The sequence below is a fragment of the Micromonospora echinofusca genome (assembly GCF_017614955.1).
GTDB classification, from domain to species: domain Bacteria; phylum Actinomycetota; class Actinomycetes; order Mycobacteriales; family Micromonosporaceae; genus Micromonospora; species Micromonospora echinofusca_A.
Genome location: NZ_WVUH01000151.1, coordinates 1 through 16,569, shown reverse-complemented (window position 1 = coordinate 16,569; position 16,569 = coordinate 1). Strand labels below are relative to the sequence as shown.

Sequence of the window (16,569 nt, the reverse complement as noted above, 5' to 3'; positions counted from 1 at the left end):
ACGTCGCCCAGGAACTCAACGGCCGCCCACGACAGACGCTCGGCTGGGACAACCCAGCCGAGCGTCTGCGTGATCTACTGACAACCACATAAGCCATCAGGTGTTGCGACGACCCCCAGAAACCGCCTAGAGGAAGGGGCCCTTTCTAACACGTGCGGCTACCACCACACCCACGGCGCCACCACCACGGCGCCGTGACGGCTACGGCAGGGTCCACCGCTGGTTGGCCGCTCCCGTACACGTCCAGATGTGGATCTGGGTACCGTCGGCAGAGTTGTTGCCGGACACGTCCAGACACCTGCCGGACTGCGGATTGCGGACCGTCCCGTCGGCCTGGGCGGACCAGTTCTGCGCCCCGCTGCCGTTGCAGGTCCACAGTTGCACCTTCGTGCCGTCGGCGGTCCCCCCGCCGGAGACGTCCAGGCACTTGCCGAGCGCCTTGATCGTGCTGTTCGGCGTGACCGTCCAGGTCTGCGCGGCGGTACCGTTGCACGTCCAGAGCTGGACCTTCGTGCCGTCGGCGGTGCCGCCGTTGGCCACGTCGAGACACTTGCCGGCCAGCCCCCGGACCGGGCCGGTACCGCTGCCGCCGGTCGACCGGACCAGGGTGAAGTCGTCCACGTCGAACAGACCCGACCCGCTGCCGCCGAACGTCAGGTAGAGGTTCTGTGCCCCGGAGGGTACCCCGGACAACGTGGTGGTCACGTCGGCGAAGCTGGTCCAGCCGCCGGTGTTGGGTACCGCCACCGAGCCGAGCACCGGGCCGGTCGGTGAGCCGGTCCGCACGGTGATGGTGCCACCCGGGCCGCCGGAGACGATCCGGGACCGGAACGAGGTGACCCCGGTCAGGTCCAGCCCGTTGTACGCGGACCAGTCGCCCGGGTCGACGTACCCGAGGGTCTGCCCGCCGTTGGCGCCGGTCTTGGTGTACGGGCTGACCCCGTTGGCGGAGCTGAACGCCTCCGCCTGGACGGTGGTGTTCCCGCCCGGCGGGTTGGTACCCAGTTCCCTGATCCGGATGTTGCGGAACGAGACGTCGTCGCCGGTACCGTGGTTCTGGAGGCCGACGTGGCCGGCGAGCGACCGGACCGGATCGGTGTTGGTGAAGTCGTTGATCTTCACTCCGTTGAGGAACACCTGGAGCCGCTCCCCCTCGACCAGCAGTTCGTAGGTGTTCCACTCCCCCGGCGGGTTCAGGGCCGCGTCCCGCGCCGCGACGTCCGCGGACTTGAAGGTGTAGACCGCGCCGGTGGTCCGGTCGGCGGTGTCGGTGGCGTCGATCTGGATCTCGTAGCCGTTGTTCACCGCCGACCACGGGTCGCTCGACGGCGGGAAGCCGATGAACACGCCCGAGTTGTCGTCACCGGCCATCCGCCAGTCCAGCTTCAGCGAGTAGTTGGTGAACTGCTTCGCGCTGTACCAGTACAGGCCCATCCCGCCGACCGAGGTGAGGGTGGCGTCGGTGTTGCTGAAGCTGCCCGGACCGGCCTGCGACCAGCCGGTGGTGGAGCCGTTGTAGAGGGTGGTGTACCCGGTCTCCGGCCGGCAGTCGGCCTTCGCCCGGCCGGCCGCGTACCGGATGCCGCCGAGCAGGTGGGCCCGGAACGCCGGCTCGGCGTACGACGCCTGGGTGTGGCCGCCGCCGGTGTAGAAGGCCCGGCCCCCGGCGTACGTCTTGCACCAGGCGTGCGGGTGGTCGGCGCCCATCCCGCCCCCGGAGTACGACGACTCGTCCAGGGTGGCCAGCACGCGCGCCGTGGAGCGGGCGTTGGTCTGGTAGTTGTACCACTCGTCGGTGCGGTTCCAGGTCGGCGACAGGTGGGCGGTGGCCGGGTGCGCCCGGTCCTCCACCCGCACGGTGGCCGGCTGGATGGCCGGGTGCGAGGCGAAGTACGCCCCGACCAGGTTGCCGTAGAACGACCAGCCGTACTCGGTGTCGGCGGCCGAGTGCACCCCGACGTAGCCGCCACCGGCGCCGATGTACGCCTCGAAGGCGGCCTGCTGGGTGGCGTCGAGCACGTCACCGGTGGTGTTGAGGAAGACCACCGCCTCGTAGCGGCTCAGGTTGGCGGTGCTGAACGCGGTGGCGTCCTCGGTGGCGGTGACGGTGAAGCTGTTGGCCGCGCCGAGGTCCCGGATGGCCTGGGTACCGACCGCGATCGAGTCGTGCCGGAAGCCGGCGGTCTTCGAGAAGACCAGGACGTCGTACGGGGCGTCGGCGGCGCTGACCGGGGTGACCGCCGTGGGGGCGGCGAGGACGGCCAGGGTGGCGGCGCCCACGCCGAGCAGGGTTCGGAGAAGTCTGCGCATCGTGCTCTCCCTATCGGTTAGGAAGGGCCCCTTCCTATACGGAAAGCGATAGGAAGGGGCCCTTCCTTGCACTCACTGGGGCAGGGTCCACTTCTGGTTGGCGCCGGTGTGGCAGGTCCACAGGTGCACCGGGGTGCTGTCGGTGGAGGTGTTGCCGGAGACGTCGAGGCACTTGCCGGACTGCGGGTTGCGGACCGTGCCGTCGGCCTGGGCGGACCAGTTCTGCGCGCCGGTGCCGTTGCAGGTCCAGAGCTGGATCTTCGTGCCGTCGGCGGTACCGGCCCCGGAGACGTCCAGGCACTTGCCGAGCGCCTTGATCGTGCTGTTCGGGGTGACCGTCCAGGTCTGCGCGGCGGTGCCGTTGCAGGTGTAGATCTGCACCTGGGTGCCGTCGGCGGTGGCGCCGCCCCGGACGTCCAGGCACTTGCCGCCGAGCCCGACGATCGGGCCGGTGCCGCCGGCCGTCGACGTGTTCAGGGTGAACGCGTCGACGTCGTAGAGCGCCCCGGTCCCCCCGGCGAAGGTCAGGTACAGCGTGGTGGTGCCGGCCGGGGCACCGGAGACGGTACCGGTGACCGTGGTGAAGACGTCCCAGCCGCCGGTGACCGGTACGGTCGCCGAGCCGAGCACGGTGCCGGTGGCCGAGCCGGCCCGGATCTGGAGGGTGCCGCCGACCCCGGCCGAGGAGACCCGGGCGGTGAACGAGGTGACGTTGGCCAGCCGGTACGGCTGGAACGCGATCCAGTCGCCGTTGTCGATGCTGCCGACGGTCTTGCCGCCCTCGGCGGTGGCCTTGTCGTGCGTGGCGATCCCGGACGAGGTCCGGAAGTGCTCGGCCTGCCGGTGCCGGGGTTGCAGGGTCTGCTGGGTGTGCGTGGTCAGCCCGCCCGCGTCGGTGTACTCGGCGTCGAAGATCGCGAAGATGTTCGCCGCGTCGTCGTGCTCCCCGTCGACCGGGATGGTGATGGAGCCGGAGCAGCCGTTCTTCGAGGTGATCTGGTGGCCGTGCTGGTCGTGGCCGAGCACGTAGGTCATCTTGACCCGGGCGCAGTCGACCGTGCCGTCCTCCGGGTCGGTGACGGTGATGCTGAACGGCACGGTGTCCCCGAAGGAGAAGAGCTGGCCGTTGCCGGGGCTGTTCACGGTCACCGTGGGCGCGGTGTTGCCGACGCTGATCACCACGCTGGCGCTGCCGGTGGCACCCTGGGGGTCGCGGACGGTCAGGGTGGCGGTGTACGTACCGTTGGTGCTGTAGGTCTTCGTCGGGTTGGCGGCGGTGGAGGTGGTGCCGTCACCGAAGGCCCACGAGTAGGTCAGCGCCCCACCCTCCGGGTCGGCTGAGCCGGCCGAGGAGAAGGTCACCGCGAGCGGGGCCGGACCGGAGGTCCGGTTCGCGCCGGCCACCGCGGTCGGTGCCCGGTTGCCGCCGCCGATGTACTCGAAACGGTAGAGCGCGGAGTTGGCGTCGCCGTTGAAGTAGCCGGTGCCGTAGTCGAGGACGTAGTACGCCCCGTCGGGGCCGAACGCCGAGTCCATCACCTGCTTGCCGGTCCACGGGAAGCTGTCGATGGTGCCGGGTGAGCCGTCGGCGTTGACGTGGATCGGCTTGATCCAGCCCCGGCCGAACTCGGTGGCGAAGAACTGCCCGTCGAAGGACTGCGGGAACTTCACCGGCGAGGTCGACGCCGCGTCGTACCGGTAGACCGGGCCGCCCATCGGGGACTCGGAGCCGCTGCCGAACTCCGGCGGGCTGCCGGCGTCCCCGGCGTAGCGGATCCAGGACGGCCGGGCCCCGGGCAGGGTGGCCAGGCCGGTGTTGCGGAACGAGTTGTTGGTCGGGCCGCCGGTGCAGTTGAACTTCGGCCCGGTGCTGTTGGTGGCGAAGTCCCACTCGTTGTACGTCTCGGTGCTGGTGTTGGTGCCGGTGCAGTACGGCCAGCCGTAGTTGCCGGGGCTGGTGACCCGGTTGAACTCGACCTGCCCGCTGGGGCCCCGGTTGGCGTTGGTGGTGCCGGCGTCCGGCCCGTAGTCGCCGACGTAAACGGCGCCGGTGGCCCGGTCCACGCTCATCCGGAACGGGTTGCGGAAGCCCATCGCGTAGATCTCCGGGCGGGTCCGGGCGGTACCGGGGGCGAACAGGTTGCCGGCCGGGATCGAGTACGACCCGTCGGCGTTCACCCGGATCCGCAGGATCTTGCCGCGCAGGTCGTTGGTGTTGGCCGCGCTGCGCTGGGCGTCGTACGCCGGGTTGCGGTTGGTCCGTTCGTCGATCGGGGCGTACCCGGCGGAGTCGAACGGGTTGGTGTCGTCGCCGGTGGAGAGGTAGAGGTTGCCGGCGGCGTCGAAGTCGATGTCCCCGCCGACGTGGCAGCACATCCCCCGGTCGGCCGGTACGTCGAGCACGTCGACCCGGCTGGCCTGGTTGAGCGTGAAGTCCGCGTTGAGGGTGAACCGGGAGAGCCGGTTGACGCCCTGCCAGGCGGAGAAGTCGGTGCCGGTGGCCGGGGCGTCGCCGGCCGGAGTGGACAGCGGCGGCGCGTAGTAGAGGTAGATGTGCCGGTTGCTGGTGAAGTTGGGGTCCACCCCGACGCCCTGCAACCCCTCCTCGTCGTGGGTGTAGACGGCGAGGGTGCCGACGACGGTCGTGGTGCCGGCCGCGTCGGTCCGGCGCAGTGTGCCGTTGCGGGCGGTGTGCAGCACCGACCGGTCCGGCAGGACCGCCAACGACATGGGTTCGCCCATCTCGGCGACGCCCCGGGCGAGTTCGACCTGCTGGAAGTCGGTGGCGTTGATCGGGTGGGCCCGGGCCGGGGCGGTCGGGCCGAGCGCGGTGGTGAGGCCCGCCGCGACCAGTAGCAGGGCGGCGCTGACGGCCGTACCCCGGCGGGGGCGGGTGGGTCCACGGTGCCTGAGATGCATGTCGGTGCAATCCCTTCCTGGAAGTGACTGCCAGGCCGGGCGCGCGCCGTCGCGCCGGATGCCGTAGCGGGATCATGCCGGCCCGCCGGGTGCCGTCCCCGGACGGGACCGTGACCGTCGGGCGGGGCCGGACCGCGCCCGGCGGCCACCTCTGCGTGGGCCGCCCGCGCCGCCGGTTCACCTCGACGAAACACGTTCGTGTTGGGGACGACACTAATTTCTTAAGTTAGATGTGTCTATACTTCCGGCAACTGTGGACCAACTTTTGCTCCGGCGGAGAAAAGTGGCGGCATGCCCGACGCCGAGCCCTGCGGCGCGCCCGGCGCCGGGACCTGCGCCACGCCTGCCGTCACAGCTGGCGGTGGACCGCCTCGGTGGCCAGCCGGGTCAGTGCCACCCGGGCCGGGTCGGTCAACGGTGCCACGTCGAGCACGGCCAGGGCGGCCTCGGTACGCACCGTGATCATCTGCTCGATCCGCTCCAACGCCCCGGTGGCCACGATGATCTCGCGCAGCTCGGCCGCCCCGTCCGGGTCCAGGTCCGGCCGGCCGAACAGGGCCCGGATCCGTTGCACCTGGGCGCGGTCGGCCCGGGACCGGGCCAGCGCCATCATCACCGTCCGCTTCCCCTCCCGCAGGTCGTCCAGGTCCGACTTGCCGGTGACCGCCGGGTCGCCGAACACCCCGAGCACGTCGTCGCGCAACTGGAACGCGTCCCCCAGCGGATCACCGAAGGCGGCCAGCGCCACCTGCAGCTCCGGGTCGGCCCCGGCGAGCGCGGCACCGATCTGCAACGGGCGGGTCACCGTGTACCGGGCCGCCTTCATCCGGATCACCGTCAGGGCGCTGGCCACCGACCCGTCCCCCACCCCGGAGACCAGGTCGAGGTACTGCCCGGCGATCACCTCGGTACGCATGGTGGCGAAGACCTCGTACCCCCGGTACACCTGCCCGGTGTCCAGCCCGCACTCGTGGAACATCTGGTCCGACCAGGCGGCGCAGAGGTCCCCGCAGAGCAGCGCCGTGCTGCGGCCGTACGCCACCGGGTCACCCCGCCAGGAGGACCGGGCGTGCAGGTCGGTGAAGAGCCGGTGCACCGACGGCTCGCCCCGGCGCCGGTCGCTGCCGTCCATGATGTCGTCGTGGATCAGGGCGAAGGCGTGGAACAGCTCCAGCGCCGCCGACGCGGCCACGATCTCGGGGCCGTCGGCCCCGCCCGCCCCGCGCCAACCCCAGTAGCAGAACAGCGGACGCAGCCGCTTGCCGCCGGCCAGCACGAACCGGTGCAACGTGGTGAACACGCCCCGGGGCGCCCCGTCCGGCCAGGCCGGATCCTGCCGGTCGAGGAACGCCACGAGCTGCGCGTCGAACCGGTCCCGCAGGCTCGCCGCGTCGGTCGGCGTGGTGGTCACCGTCATGGCCGTACCCCGGCCAACGCGAGCAGCAGCGACTTCACGTCGGTGGCGGCGATCCGCAGGGCGGCACCGTCGGCGGACCCGGTGCCGTCCGTCGACCCGGCGGCGTCGACCAGCCCGGCCGCCGGTTCCGAACAGAGCAGCACCGGAGCGTCGGCCGGGTCGGTCGGCAGCCGGCCGTGCGACCCGCGTACCGCCGCCGCCCCGGCGTCCAGCCCGACCACGCTCATCAGGTACCGCAGGCCGAGCTTCTTGCGGGCCAGGGCGACCGCCGCCCGTCGCTTCGCCGCAGCGGGCGCGGCCGGGTCGAAGAAGAGTTCCGCCGGGTCGTACCCGGGTTTGCGGTGGATCTCCACCAGCCGGGCGAAGTCGGGCGCCCGGTCGTCGTCCAGCCAGTAGTAGTAGGTGAACCAGGCCTCCGGCTCGGCCACCAGGACCAGCTCACCCGAGCGGGCATGGTCCAGGCCGTACGCCGCCCGGCCCGCCTCGTCGAGCACCTCGGCCACCCCGGGCAGCCCGGCGCAGAGCTTCGCCACCACCGGCACGTCGGCCGGGTCCCGGACGTAGACGTGGGCCACCTGGTGGTCGGCGACGGCGAACGCCCGGGACGTCCACGGGTCCAGGTACTCCATGCCGTCCTGGGTGTACACCCGCAGCAGCCCCTCGGCGCGCAGCAGCCGGTTCACGTCGACCGGCCGGGACACCTCGGTGATGCCGTACTCCGACAGCGCCACGACCGCCGCGTTGCGGGCCCGCGCCGTGTCGAGCAGCGGGCCGAGCACGTCGTCCAGGGCCCGGGCGGCAGCCGCCGCCCGGGGGTCCGCCGGGCCGTACCGTTGCAGGTCGTAGTCGAGGTGCGGCAGGTAGACCAGGGTCAGGTCCGGGTTCTGCTCGGCCATGATCTGCTCCGCGGCGCGGGCGATCCAGGCCGAGGAGGGCAGCCCGGCACCCGGCCCCCAGTAGGTGAACAGCGGAAACCCGCCGAGCCGCGCGGTGAGCCGGTCGTGCAGCTCCGGCGGGTCGGTGTAGCAGTCCGGCTCCTTGCGCCCGTCGGCGTAGTAGATCGGGCGGGGGGTGACCGTCCAGTTCACGTCCGCGCCCATCGCGTACCACCAGCAGACGTTGGCCACCGTGTAGTCGGGGCGGACCCGGCGGGCCGCCTGCCAGACCTTCTCCCCGCCCATCAGCGCGTGGTGCTGCCGCCACAGCAGCACCTCGCCGAGGTCCCGGAAGTACCAGCCGTTGCCGACGATGCCGTGCCCGGCGGGCGGTTCGCCGGTGAGGAAGGTCGCCTGCGCGGAGCAGGTCACCGCCGGCAGCACGGTACCGAGCTCGGCGGTGAACCCGCCGGACCCGGCGACCGCCCGCAGCCGGGGCATGTGTGCCAGCAGTCGGGGGGTCAGCCCCACCACGTCGAGGACCACCACGGGCCGGGTCATGCCGCCTCCACTGTCCGGACCGCCGTCAGCCCGAGGGCGGTCAACTCGTCACGGGCGAAGGCCAGCTCGGCGGCGATCCCGTCGGCCAGCTCCGCGTCGTTCCCCGGGCGCCGCGCCGCCGGCAGCACCCCCCAGGTGTACGTCTCGACGTCCAGGTGGTCGCAGCCGGCGACCGGGCCGGCGAGGAGTTCGGTCAACGCGGTACGCAGCACCGGCACCGTCGAGTCCAGCGGCGGCTCGGGCGGGGCGTGCAGCGGTACGTGGTAGTGCACCCGCCACGCCCCGGGCAGCCCGGCGGTCAGGGCGGCGTCCAGGTCGTCGGCGGCGTACGCCGGGTCGGCCGGGTCCGCCTGCCCGGCGCAGCCGGCCGCGCGGGTCTGGTGCAGGAAGCGCGGTTCGACGTACCGGCCGAGCGCGTCGGCCGCGGCGACCGGGTCGTCGACCGTGATCGCGGCGGAGACCTGCACCTTGACCACCGGCAGCCCGGCGTTCCTCAGCCGGGCCAGCGCGGCGGCCGGCTCCTCCCAGGCACAGGCGAGGTGGGCCAGGTCCAGGCAGATGCCGAGCCGCTCGGTGTCCGTCCCGGACAGCAGCAGAGCGGCCTGGGCGCTGCTCTCCAGCACGCAGCCCGGCTCCGGTTCGAAACCGACCCGGATCCGCCGGCCGGTACGCCGTTCCCGCTCGGCCAGCCCGGCGGCCAGGGCGTCGAGGCGCCGGGCGGCGGCGTCGGCCCGCCCGTCGTCCCACGGGGTACGCCAGGCCAGCGGCAGGGTGGAGACCGAGCCCCGGGCCGCGTCGTCGGGCAGCAGGTCGGCCAGCACGGTGGCCAGGTCGAGGGTGTAGGTGAGCCGCTCGACGGTGGTCCAGTCCGGGTGGTACACGTCGCCCTTGACCACGGGGGCCTGGAAGGCGCGGTACGGGAAGCCGTTGAGGGTGACCACCTCCAGCCCGCGCGCGTCCAGTTCGGCCCGGAGCCGGTGCCGGGCGGCCGGGTCGGCGGCGAGCCCGGCGGCCACCGGGGCGGCCAGCCAGAGCCCCAGTCCGAGCAGGTCGCTGTCGAGCCGTCGACGTACCGGCAGCGCGTACCGGTCGAGCTGGTCGATGATGCCGGCCAGGTCCTCGGCCGGGTGGACGTTGGTGCAGTAGCTCAGGTGGACCGTCTCGCCGCTCCCGTGCCGCAGTCGCATCAGCTGCCCCCGCGCAGGATCGAGTTGCCCGCGAAGGTGGCGTCGGCGTCGGCCAGGTCGGACAGGTCCAGCCGGCCGGACTGGCCGTAGAACTCGACCGGGTTGCGCCAGAGCACCCGGTCCACGTCGTCGGCGGTGAAGCCGGCGAGCAGCATCGCCTCACCGGTGGCCCGGGTGAGCAGCGGGTCGGAACGTCCCCAGTCGGCGGCCGAGTTCACCAGCATCCGTTCGGTGCCGTACCGCTTGAGCAGCTCGACCATCCGGTCCGGGGACATCTTGGTGTCCGGGTAGATCGAGAAGCCCAACCAGCAGCCGGAGTCGCGGACCAGTTCGACGGTCATCTCGTTGAGGTGGTCGACGGCCACCCGACCGGGGTCGATACCGGATTCGGTCACCACGGCGAGGGTCCGTTCGGTACCGCGTGCCTTGTCCCGGTGCGGGGTGTGCACCAGCGCCGGCAGGTCGTGCGCCACGGCCAGGGCCAGCTGGACGGCGAAGACCTCGTCCTCGGCCGGGGTCATCGAGTCGTACCCGATCTCGCCGACCGCGACGACGCCGTCCTTCTCCAGGTAGCGGGGCAGCAGGTCGAGCACCGGCCGGCAGCGCGGGTCGTTGGCCTCCTTCGGGTTGAGGGCGATGGTGGCGTGGTGCCGGATGCCGAACTGGCCGGCCCGGAACGGTTCCCAGCCGAGCAGCGAGTCGAAGTAGTCGGCGAAGGTGTCCGGACTGGTCCTCGGCTGTCCGAGCCAGAAGGCCGGCTCGACCAGGGCCCGTACCCCGGCGGCGGCCATCCGTTCGTAGTCGTCGGTGGTCCGCGAGGTCATGTGGATGTGCGGGTCGAAGATGCGCATGTCAGCCCTCCTGGGTGGCGGTCAGCCGGCGGAGCAGCCCGGTGGCGTCGTCGGGCATGGTCCGGCCGGCGGCGGCCCGCTCGGCGGCCAGCCCGGCGAGCATGGTGGCGAGTTCGGCGTCGGCCCGGTCGTCGAGGCCGTCGACGACGTCCAACGGCACGCCCATGAAGACGCACTTGAGCACGCCCTGCCGCCAGGCCGGCTGGTCGAGGTACCGGTGGGCGTAGCGGCCCAGGGCGGCGGCGACCAGCCGGGTGTCGTTGGTCCGCAGCGCGTCGTGCAGCAACGGGACCCCGGCAGGGCCGACGTCGAGCAGCGGGAGTGCCCGGAGCACGGCCCGCTTCTCCGCCGCGTCGCCGTACCGGTAGAGGGTGCCGGCGTGCCCGGCGTGGTCGGCGGGGAGCGCGGCGAGCAGCAGCGCCCGGGCCGCCTCGTCGGCGGTCCACCCGGGCGCGTCGGGCAGCGGGTCCCGGCCGCAGCGCCGGCCGGCGGCGGCGAAGAACCGCGTGACCGTCGCCGGTTCGGCCGCGACGCGGTGCAGCGCGTCGGCCAGCCACTGCGGATCGGGTACGCCGTGCAGCGCGGCCCGCAGCCGGTCGACCTCCGCGGTCCGGTCGGCCTGCGCGGTCCGGTCGGCCGCGGCCGTCCGGGTGGCCTCCGCCGTCTGGTTGTCCGGTGCCATTCCTACCTCCCTGTCTCCGGTGGCGGGGAGCTGCCGACATCTCCTCGTGTCCTTTGCTCTGCTTCAGCGACGGCAACGGTCAGCGCCCCTGGGTGTTGCCTCCGCTGAAGCAGAGCAAAGGGGTCAACCACGTGCCCCGGTCCCCGCTCCGGCCGCTCCGGCCACGCCGCCCACGCCGGCCGCACCGGCCACGCCGGCCGCGCCGGGATCGGCGTCAGCGGCGGCAGCGGCAGCGGCGCGCAGAAAGCTGAGCGACCGGGCGGCCACCGTCGGGGCGGCGTGCGAGTGCCGGGGCAGCTCCACGGCGACCAGCCCCCGGTAACCGGCGTCGGCCAGGGCCCGCAGGACCGGCGGGAAGTCGATCTCGCCCGCGCCGAACTCCAGGTGCTCGTGCACCCCCCGACGCATGTCGTCGATCTGCACGTTGACCAGGTGCCCGGCGACCGAGGCGACACAGGCGGGCACCGGCTGCGGCTCCAGACACCGGCAGTGTCCGATGTCCAGGGTGATGCCGAAAGCCGCCGGGGCGCCGAGCGCGGCGTGCAGCCGGCGCCAACCGGCGATGTCCTCGACCAGCATGCCGGGCTCCGGCTCGAACCCCAGCGGCACCCCGGCCACGTCGGCCGCCGCGACCACCTCGGCGCAGCCGGCGACCAACCGGTCCCAGGCCACCGTCGGTTCGACCGCCGGCGGACGTACCCCGGCCCAGCAGGAGACCGCCTCGGCGCCCAGGTCCGCGCCGATCGCCACCGCCCGGCGCAGGAAGTCGACCCGTCGGGACGGGTCGTCGTGCAGCAGCGTCGGCGCGTGCTTGTGCCACGGGTCGAGCAGGTACCGGGCGCCGGTCTCGATCACCACGCCCAACCCGAGGGCGGCCAGGCGACGCGCCACCCCGGCCACCCGGGCGGCGAGCCCGGGGGTGAACGGGTCGAGGTGGTCGTGGTCGAGGGTGAGCGCGACCCCCTGGTAGCCGAGATCGGCCAGCACCGCGAGCGCGTCGGTCAACCGGTGGTTGGCGAACCCGTTGGTGCCGTAGCCGAACCGCAGCTGAACCGGGGACCCCGCCGGGCCGGTCACGTCGGGGAGATCTTCCGGGCGAGCAGCCGGCCCAGCGGGGTCACGGCCGCGACCATCAGCCCCAGCGGTCCGGCCCCGGCCGAGGCGGTCAGCGCCCCCTGGAGTACCGGCAGACCGGTGATCCCGGCGCCGACCGCCGCCCGGACCCGGGGCGCCGCCGGTTCGGTGAGCACCCGGACCTGGGCGGCGCCGTAGCGGACGGCGTACCAGGTGGCCAGCGCGGCGGGCAGGGCGGCAGCGAACCGCCGGGCAGGTGTGCTGCGGGTACCCGGGGCGGATCGGGCGGGCCGTCCCGGGCGGGCCGCCACCGCACCGGCCGCGACCAGGGCGGTGCCGGCCAGCGTGGCGGCCGGCAGGGCCGGCCGGGCCCCGGTGACCTCCCGTCGGGACAGCGCGGTCACCGTCGCGGTGTGCGCGGCCACGGTCAGCGCCGCCGGCAGGGCCCGTCGTGGGTTGCCGCCGCTCGCCCCGAGCAGCACGTCCAGCCCCCGGCAGGCCGCCATCACGGCCGGGCCGGCGGCGGTGTTCTTCGCGGTGAGGTCGTACCCCCAGATGGTGGCGGCCAGCGGGACGGCCACGGCGAGCGCCCGACGGCCACCGGCGTACCCGGCCAGCGCCAGTCCGGCCGTGGTGAGCCCGGCGGCCAGGCCGAACGCGGCGGCCGGGGTGACCCGCCCGCTGGGGATCGGTCGTTCCGGGCGCTCGGTGGCGTCCAGTTCCCGGTCGGCCCAGTCGTTGGCGGCCATGCCGGCCCAGTAGAGCAGCACCGACGCCCCGGCCAGCGCGGGTGTCCGGCGGCCCAGGGTGCCGGCCGCCGCCGCCCCGGCCAGCACGTCCCCGGGTACGGAGAGCGCCGCCGGCGCCCGGACCAGTTCGGCCAGGTCAGCCAGGGAGGTCATCGCCCGCCCCCGTCCCGTCGTGCAGCCCGGCGACGAAGTCCCGCAGGACGGTCCACTGCTCGCCCAGCGACGCCGGTGCGCCGCCGAGCGGGTCCTTGAAGAAGAAGGCCAGCTCGGCGAGGGGCCCGGACCGGCCGGCGGCGTGCGCGGCGGCGGTGAGCCGGGCCAGGTCGAGCACGAGCGGGGCGGCCAGCGCGGAGTCGCAGCCGTGCCAGGTGAACTCCATCCGCATCCGGGTACCGAGGAAACCGGAGAAGTTGACCAGATCCCAGGCGGTCTTGAAGTCGCCGATCTCCTCGACGTACTCGATCCGGGTGTGCCCCTGGGGCAGGTAGCCCAGCGCCTCCCCGAGTACCCGCTGCTTGCTGGCGGTCTTCGCGGCGTTCGCCGCCGGCTCGGCGAGGTTCGCGCCGTCGCCGCCGCCGAGCAGGTTCAGCCCGGACCAGGACCGCACCCGCAGGTGCCGCATCGCGAACATCGGCGCGAGCACCGACTTGACCAGGGTCTCGCCGGTCTTGCCGTCGTGCCCGGCGTACGGCAGGCCGCGCTCGGCGGCCAACGCGGCCAGGGCCGGCAGCCGCGCCCCGGTCGACGGGGTGAAGTCCACATACGAGCAGCCGGCGGTGAACGCCGCGTACGCGTACAGCGAGCTGCTCGGCAGGACCGGGTCGTCCCCGGCCAGCGCGGTCCGCAGCGCGGTCAGGTCGGCGTGTGCGGGATGGGCCGGTGGGGCGGGTTCGGTGGCCGACACGTTCACCACCACCACCCGGTCCAGCCGGTGCCGGTCGGCGAACCGGGTCAGGTCGGTGGCGACCGCCTCGGCCTGCCGGTGCTGCCCGGTACCGGTCGGCGCGGGCCGGATCTCCTCCTCCACCGCGCTCAACCCGTCGGCGAGCGCGGTCACCAGGTGGGTGGGGACGACTCCGGCGTCGGCGAGTTCCTCGGCCCGTTTGGTCAGCGGGGTACCGACGACGTCGTGCCCGCCGAAGACGAGGTCGTCCAGGGCCGGCAGGGCGGGTCCGCGCAGTTCCGGCAGCTCGGTCACGCAGCCGGTCGGCTCGGCCAGCCCGGCCCGCAGGGCCAGTGCCCCGATCACGCTGGTGGTCGCCACGGAACCCCGTGCCCCCACCAGCCAGACACCCGTACGCATATCTGCTCCTTCACGCGAGGCAACCGGGAGGGCACCTCGCCCACCCGTACCGGCCCGGGAGTTCACCCGACCAACGACGATGTCGGCGGCATCGGCGCTGGTCGGATCCGGACCGGTACGGGCGGGCGGGCTGGTAGGCAGGGTCGGTCGGCGTCTCGACCCTGCCTCCCCCGCTGCCCTCCCTGGGCGGGGCCGGCCGGATGCCGCCGGCCGTCGGAGTGACCGGGGAATCCCGGTCCGGTCACCCCGGACGGCCGGTGACACCGGCTCGTGTGCCACCGGCCGGTGGCACACGCCCACCGGTCGACCTCGTCCCGGCCACGGGGCGCAACCGCAGCCGGACCCTCGCCGGTCGATCGGGGAGCTGTCGGGCGGTACCGGCGCAGGTGGCGGGTACCGCGGTGGGACGGAGTGTGGGTGTGCTGGTGGAGCCGGTGTCCCGGGTCGGCGTCAGACGGCGACCGGGGCCAGGGCGGGCTCCACGCCGGTCCACGACGAGCCGTGTTCCGCCGAGCGTTCCACCGCGTCCAGCACGAGCTGGACCTGCAACGCGTCGGCGAAGGACGGGGTCGGGTCGGCACCGGTGGCGACCGCCGCGAGGAAGTCGCGCATCTCGTGGGTGAAGGAGTGCTCGTAGCCGATGATGTGCCCCGGCGGCCACCACGCGGACATGTACGGGTGGTCGCCCTCGGTGACCAGGATCCGGCTGAACCCCTGTTCGGGGCCGGGCCGGGTGGCGTCGTAGAACTCCAGTTCGTTGAGCCGTTCCAGGTCGAACACCAGTGAGCCGAGAGATCCGTTGATCTCGACCCGCAGGGCGTTCTTGCGTCCGGTGGCGAACCGGCTCGCCTCGTACGTCGCCAGGGCCCCGCCGTCGAGCCGGGCCAGGAAGACCGCCGCGTCGTCCACCGTCACCTGCCCGGTGGCGTGCGGCCCGTCGCCGGTCCCGTCGACGGTGGCGGCCAGACCGGCGGAGCCGGCCGGCAGCGGCCGTTCCTTGACGAAGGTCTCGGTCACCGCGCTGACCCCGGTGATCCGCTGCCCGGAGACGAACTGGGTGAGGTCGATGATGTGGGCACCGATGTCACCGAGCGCACCGGAGCCCGCCCTGTCCTTCTGCAACCGCCACACCAGCGGGAACTGCGGGTCCACGATCCAGTCCTGGAGGTAGACGGCCCGGACGTGCCGGATCGTCCCGAGGCGTCCGGCGGCGACCAGGTCCCGCATCATGGTGACGGCCGGTACCCGACGGTAGTTGAACCCGCACATGGACCGTATCCCCGTCGCCTGGGCGCGGGCCGCTGCGGCGACCATCTCCCGGGCCTCGCCGACGCTGTTGGCCAGCGGCTTCTCGCACAGGACGTGCTTGCCGGCGGCGAGCGCCGCGATGGCGATCTCGGCGTGGCTGTCGCCCGGTGTGCAGATGTCGACCACGTCGATGTCGTCCGCGTTGACCAGTTCCCGCCAGTCGGTGGTGTACGAGTCCCAGCCGAGCCGGTCGGCGGCCTCGGCCACCTTCGGTGTGTCCCGGCCGCAGATCCGTGCCATCCGGGCCCGTACCGGCAGGTCGTAGACCCGGTTCACGGTCCGCCACGCCTGTGAGTGCGCGGCGCCCATGAACGCGTAGCCGACCATTCCGATCCGCAGCTCGCTGTCTACAGTGGACAAGGTGGGTCTCCCCCCGTGTATCAGAACCCGAGCTTGAGGTAGCTGCTCGCGTTCTCCTTGGTGATGGTCTCCGAGGCGAGGATGATCTCCTTCGGTACCTGGAGTTCCACCAGATCGGACATGCCCCGGCCCTGCCCGATCAGCCGGGCCAGCGAGATCGCCGACGAGGCCATCGACGGGCTGTAGGTGACGGTGGCCTTGAGGACGGTGTTGTCCGCCTGGATGTCCTCCATCGCCTTCTTGGAGCCGGCCCCGCCGACCATGAAGAACTCCTTGCGGTTGGCCTGGTTGACCGCCGCGAGGACACCGATGCCCTGGTCGTCGTCGTGGTTCCAGATGGCGTCGATCTTCGGCAGCGCCTGGAGGAGCTGCGCGGCGGCCTGCTGGCCGGAGTCGGCGGTGAACTCGGCGGGACGCCGGTTGGCGACCTTGAACCCGGCGGCGGCGAGGGTGTCGGCGAAGCCCTTGGAGCGTTCCTGGGTCAGCTCCAGCGAGTCGATGCCGGGGATCTCCCCGATGATCGGGCTGCTCACGCCCTTGGCCTTCAGCTGCTCGATGATGTACGTCGCCGCGGAGACGCCCATGCCGTAGTTGTCGCCCTTGATCTGGAGCCGGTACGCCCGCGCGTCCGGGAACGCCCGGTCCAGGTTGACCACGGGGATACCGGCCTGCATGGCCTCCAGACCGAACGCGTTGAGTTCCTTGCCGTCGTGCGGCAGCAGCACGATCACGTCGGGCTTCTGGGAGATCAGCGTGGACAGCGCCGCCCGCTGGGCCGCCGCGTCCGCCCCGGCCTCGACCGACTTGAACTCCACGTCGGAGTACGCCCCGGCCTGCGCCTTGGCGTTGTTGGTGATCGCCGCGATCCAGCCGTGGTCGGCGGCGGGGGCGGAGAAACCGATGGTGACCCGCTTGCCGGGGGCGGCGGCGCTGCCGGCCGGGTCGGCGGCCTTGGTCTGGGCCTGGGTGGGGG

Annotated in this window: 12 protein-coding genes; all 12 read right to left on the bottom strand. The window is 73.0% G+C overall.

Going from position 1 to position 16,569, the window contains the following annotated elements:
- Window positions 1-201: 201 nt before the first annotated feature.
- On the bottom strand, window positions 202-2,310 hold the full coding sequence (locus GSF22_RS18005) for a ThuA domain-containing protein (RefSeq protein WP_208814783.1): 2,109 nt from the start codon (window positions 2,308-2,310) through the stop codon (window positions 202-204).
- Window positions 2,311-2,382: 72 nt separating this feature from the next.
- Window positions 2,383-5,229: a PQQ-dependent sugar dehydrogenase gene (locus tag GSF22_RS18000; RefSeq protein ID WP_208814782.1), complete on the bottom strand. Its 2,847-nt coding sequence runs from the start codon at window positions 5,227-5,229 to the stop codon at window positions 2,383-2,385.
- Between the two features lie 349 nt (window positions 5,230-5,578).
- A complete protein-coding gene (locus GSF22_RS17995; protein WP_208814781.1) occupies window positions 5,579-6,646 on the bottom strand; it encodes a polyprenyl synthetase family protein in 1,068 nt (355 codons plus the stop codon).
- The gene (locus tag GSF22_RS17990; protein ID WP_208814780.1) at window positions 6,643-8,082 is read right to left on the bottom strand and encodes an alkaline phosphatase family protein; all 1,440 of its coding nucleotides are present in this window, start codon (window positions 8,080-8,082) and stop codon (window positions 6,643-6,645) included. Before GSF22_RS17990 ends, GSF22_RS17995 begins: the two co-directional genes overlap by 4 nt.
- The gene (eboE, locus tag GSF22_RS17985) at window positions 8,079-9,269 is read right to left on the bottom strand and encodes a metabolite traffic protein EboE (protein ID WP_208814779.1); all 1,191 of its coding nucleotides are present in this window, start codon (window positions 9,267-9,269) and stop codon (window positions 8,079-8,081) included. Before eboE ends, GSF22_RS17990 begins: the two co-directional genes overlap by 4 nt.
- The gene (locus GSF22_RS17980; RefSeq protein WP_208814778.1) at window positions 9,269-10,120 is read right to left on the bottom strand and encodes a TatD family hydrolase; all 852 of its coding nucleotides are present in this window, start codon (window positions 10,118-10,120) and stop codon (window positions 9,269-9,271) included. The genes eboE and GSF22_RS17980 overlap by 1 nt, the downstream gene beginning before the upstream one ends.
- A 1-nt stretch (window position 10,121) precedes the next feature.
- A complete protein-coding gene (locus tag GSF22_RS17975; RefSeq protein WP_208814777.1) occupies window positions 10,122-10,802 on the bottom strand; it encodes an EboA domain-containing protein in 681 nt (226 codons plus the stop codon).
- 123 nt (window positions 10,803-10,925) lie between these two features.
- On the bottom strand, window positions 10,926-11,879 hold the full coding sequence (locus GSF22_RS17970) for a sugar phosphate isomerase/epimerase family protein (protein ID WP_307804087.1): 954 nt from the start codon (window positions 11,877-11,879) through the stop codon (window positions 10,926-10,928).
- Window positions 11,876-12,778, bottom strand: coding sequence for an SCO3242 family prenyltransferase (locus tag GSF22_RS17965; RefSeq protein ID WP_208814776.1), 903 nt, complete (start codon window positions 12,776-12,778; stop codon window positions 11,876-11,878). Before GSF22_RS17965 ends, GSF22_RS17970 begins: the two co-directional genes overlap by 4 nt.
- Window positions 12,762-13,928, bottom strand: a complete 1,167-nt coding sequence (locus tag GSF22_RS17960; RefSeq protein ID WP_208814775.1) for an inositol-3-phosphate synthase — start codon at window positions 13,926-13,928, stop codon at window positions 12,762-12,764. Before GSF22_RS17960 ends, GSF22_RS17965 begins: the two co-directional genes overlap by 17 nt.
- 450 nt (window positions 13,929-14,378) lie before the next feature.
- A complete protein-coding gene (locus GSF22_RS17955) occupies window positions 14,379-15,596 on the bottom strand; it encodes a Gfo/Idh/MocA family protein (protein WP_244367621.1) in 1,218 nt (405 codons plus the stop codon).
- Window positions 15,597-15,616: 20 nt separating this feature from the next.
- Window positions 15,617-16,569, bottom strand: a 953-nt coding sequence (locus GSF22_RS17950; RefSeq protein WP_208814774.1) for a substrate-binding domain-containing protein, incomplete at its 5' end; no start/stop codon positions are given.

Bases quoted from the DNA above. Each gene is read 5' to 3' on its own strand.
- GSF22_RS17975 (WP_208814777.1), bottom strand. From the start codon at position 10,802: ATGGCACCGGACAACCAGACGGCGGAGGCCACCCGGACGGCCGCGGCC.
- GSF22_RS17995 (WP_208814781.1), bottom strand. From the start codon at position 6,646: ATGACGGTGACCACCACGCCGACCGACGCGGCGAGCCTGCGGGACCGG.
- GSF22_RS18000 (WP_208814782.1), bottom strand. From the start codon at position 5,229: ATGCATCTCAGGCACCGTGGACCCACCCGCCCCCGCCGGGGTACGGCC.
- eboE (WP_208814779.1), bottom strand. From the start codon at position 9,269: ATGCGACTGCGGCACGGGAGCGGCGAGACGGTCCACCTGAGCTACTGC.
- GSF22_RS17960 (WP_208814775.1), bottom strand. From the start codon at position 13,928: ATGCGTACGGGTGTCTGGCTGGTGGGGGCACGGGGTTCCGTGGCGACC.
- GSF22_RS18005 (WP_208814783.1), bottom strand. From the start codon at position 2,310: ATGCGCAGACTTCTCCGAACCCTGCTCGGCGTGGGCGCCGCCACCCTG.
- GSF22_RS17965 (WP_208814776.1), bottom strand. From the start codon at position 12,778: ATGACCTCCCTGGCTGACCTGGCCGAACTGGTCCGGGCGCCGGCGGCG.
- GSF22_RS17990 (WP_208814780.1), bottom strand. From the start codon at position 8,082: ATGACCCGGCCCGTGGTGGTCCTCGACGTGGTGGGGCTGACCCCCCGA.
- GSF22_RS17980 (WP_208814778.1), bottom strand. From the start codon at position 10,120: ATGCGCATCTTCGACCCGCACATCCACATGACCTCGCGGACCACCGAC.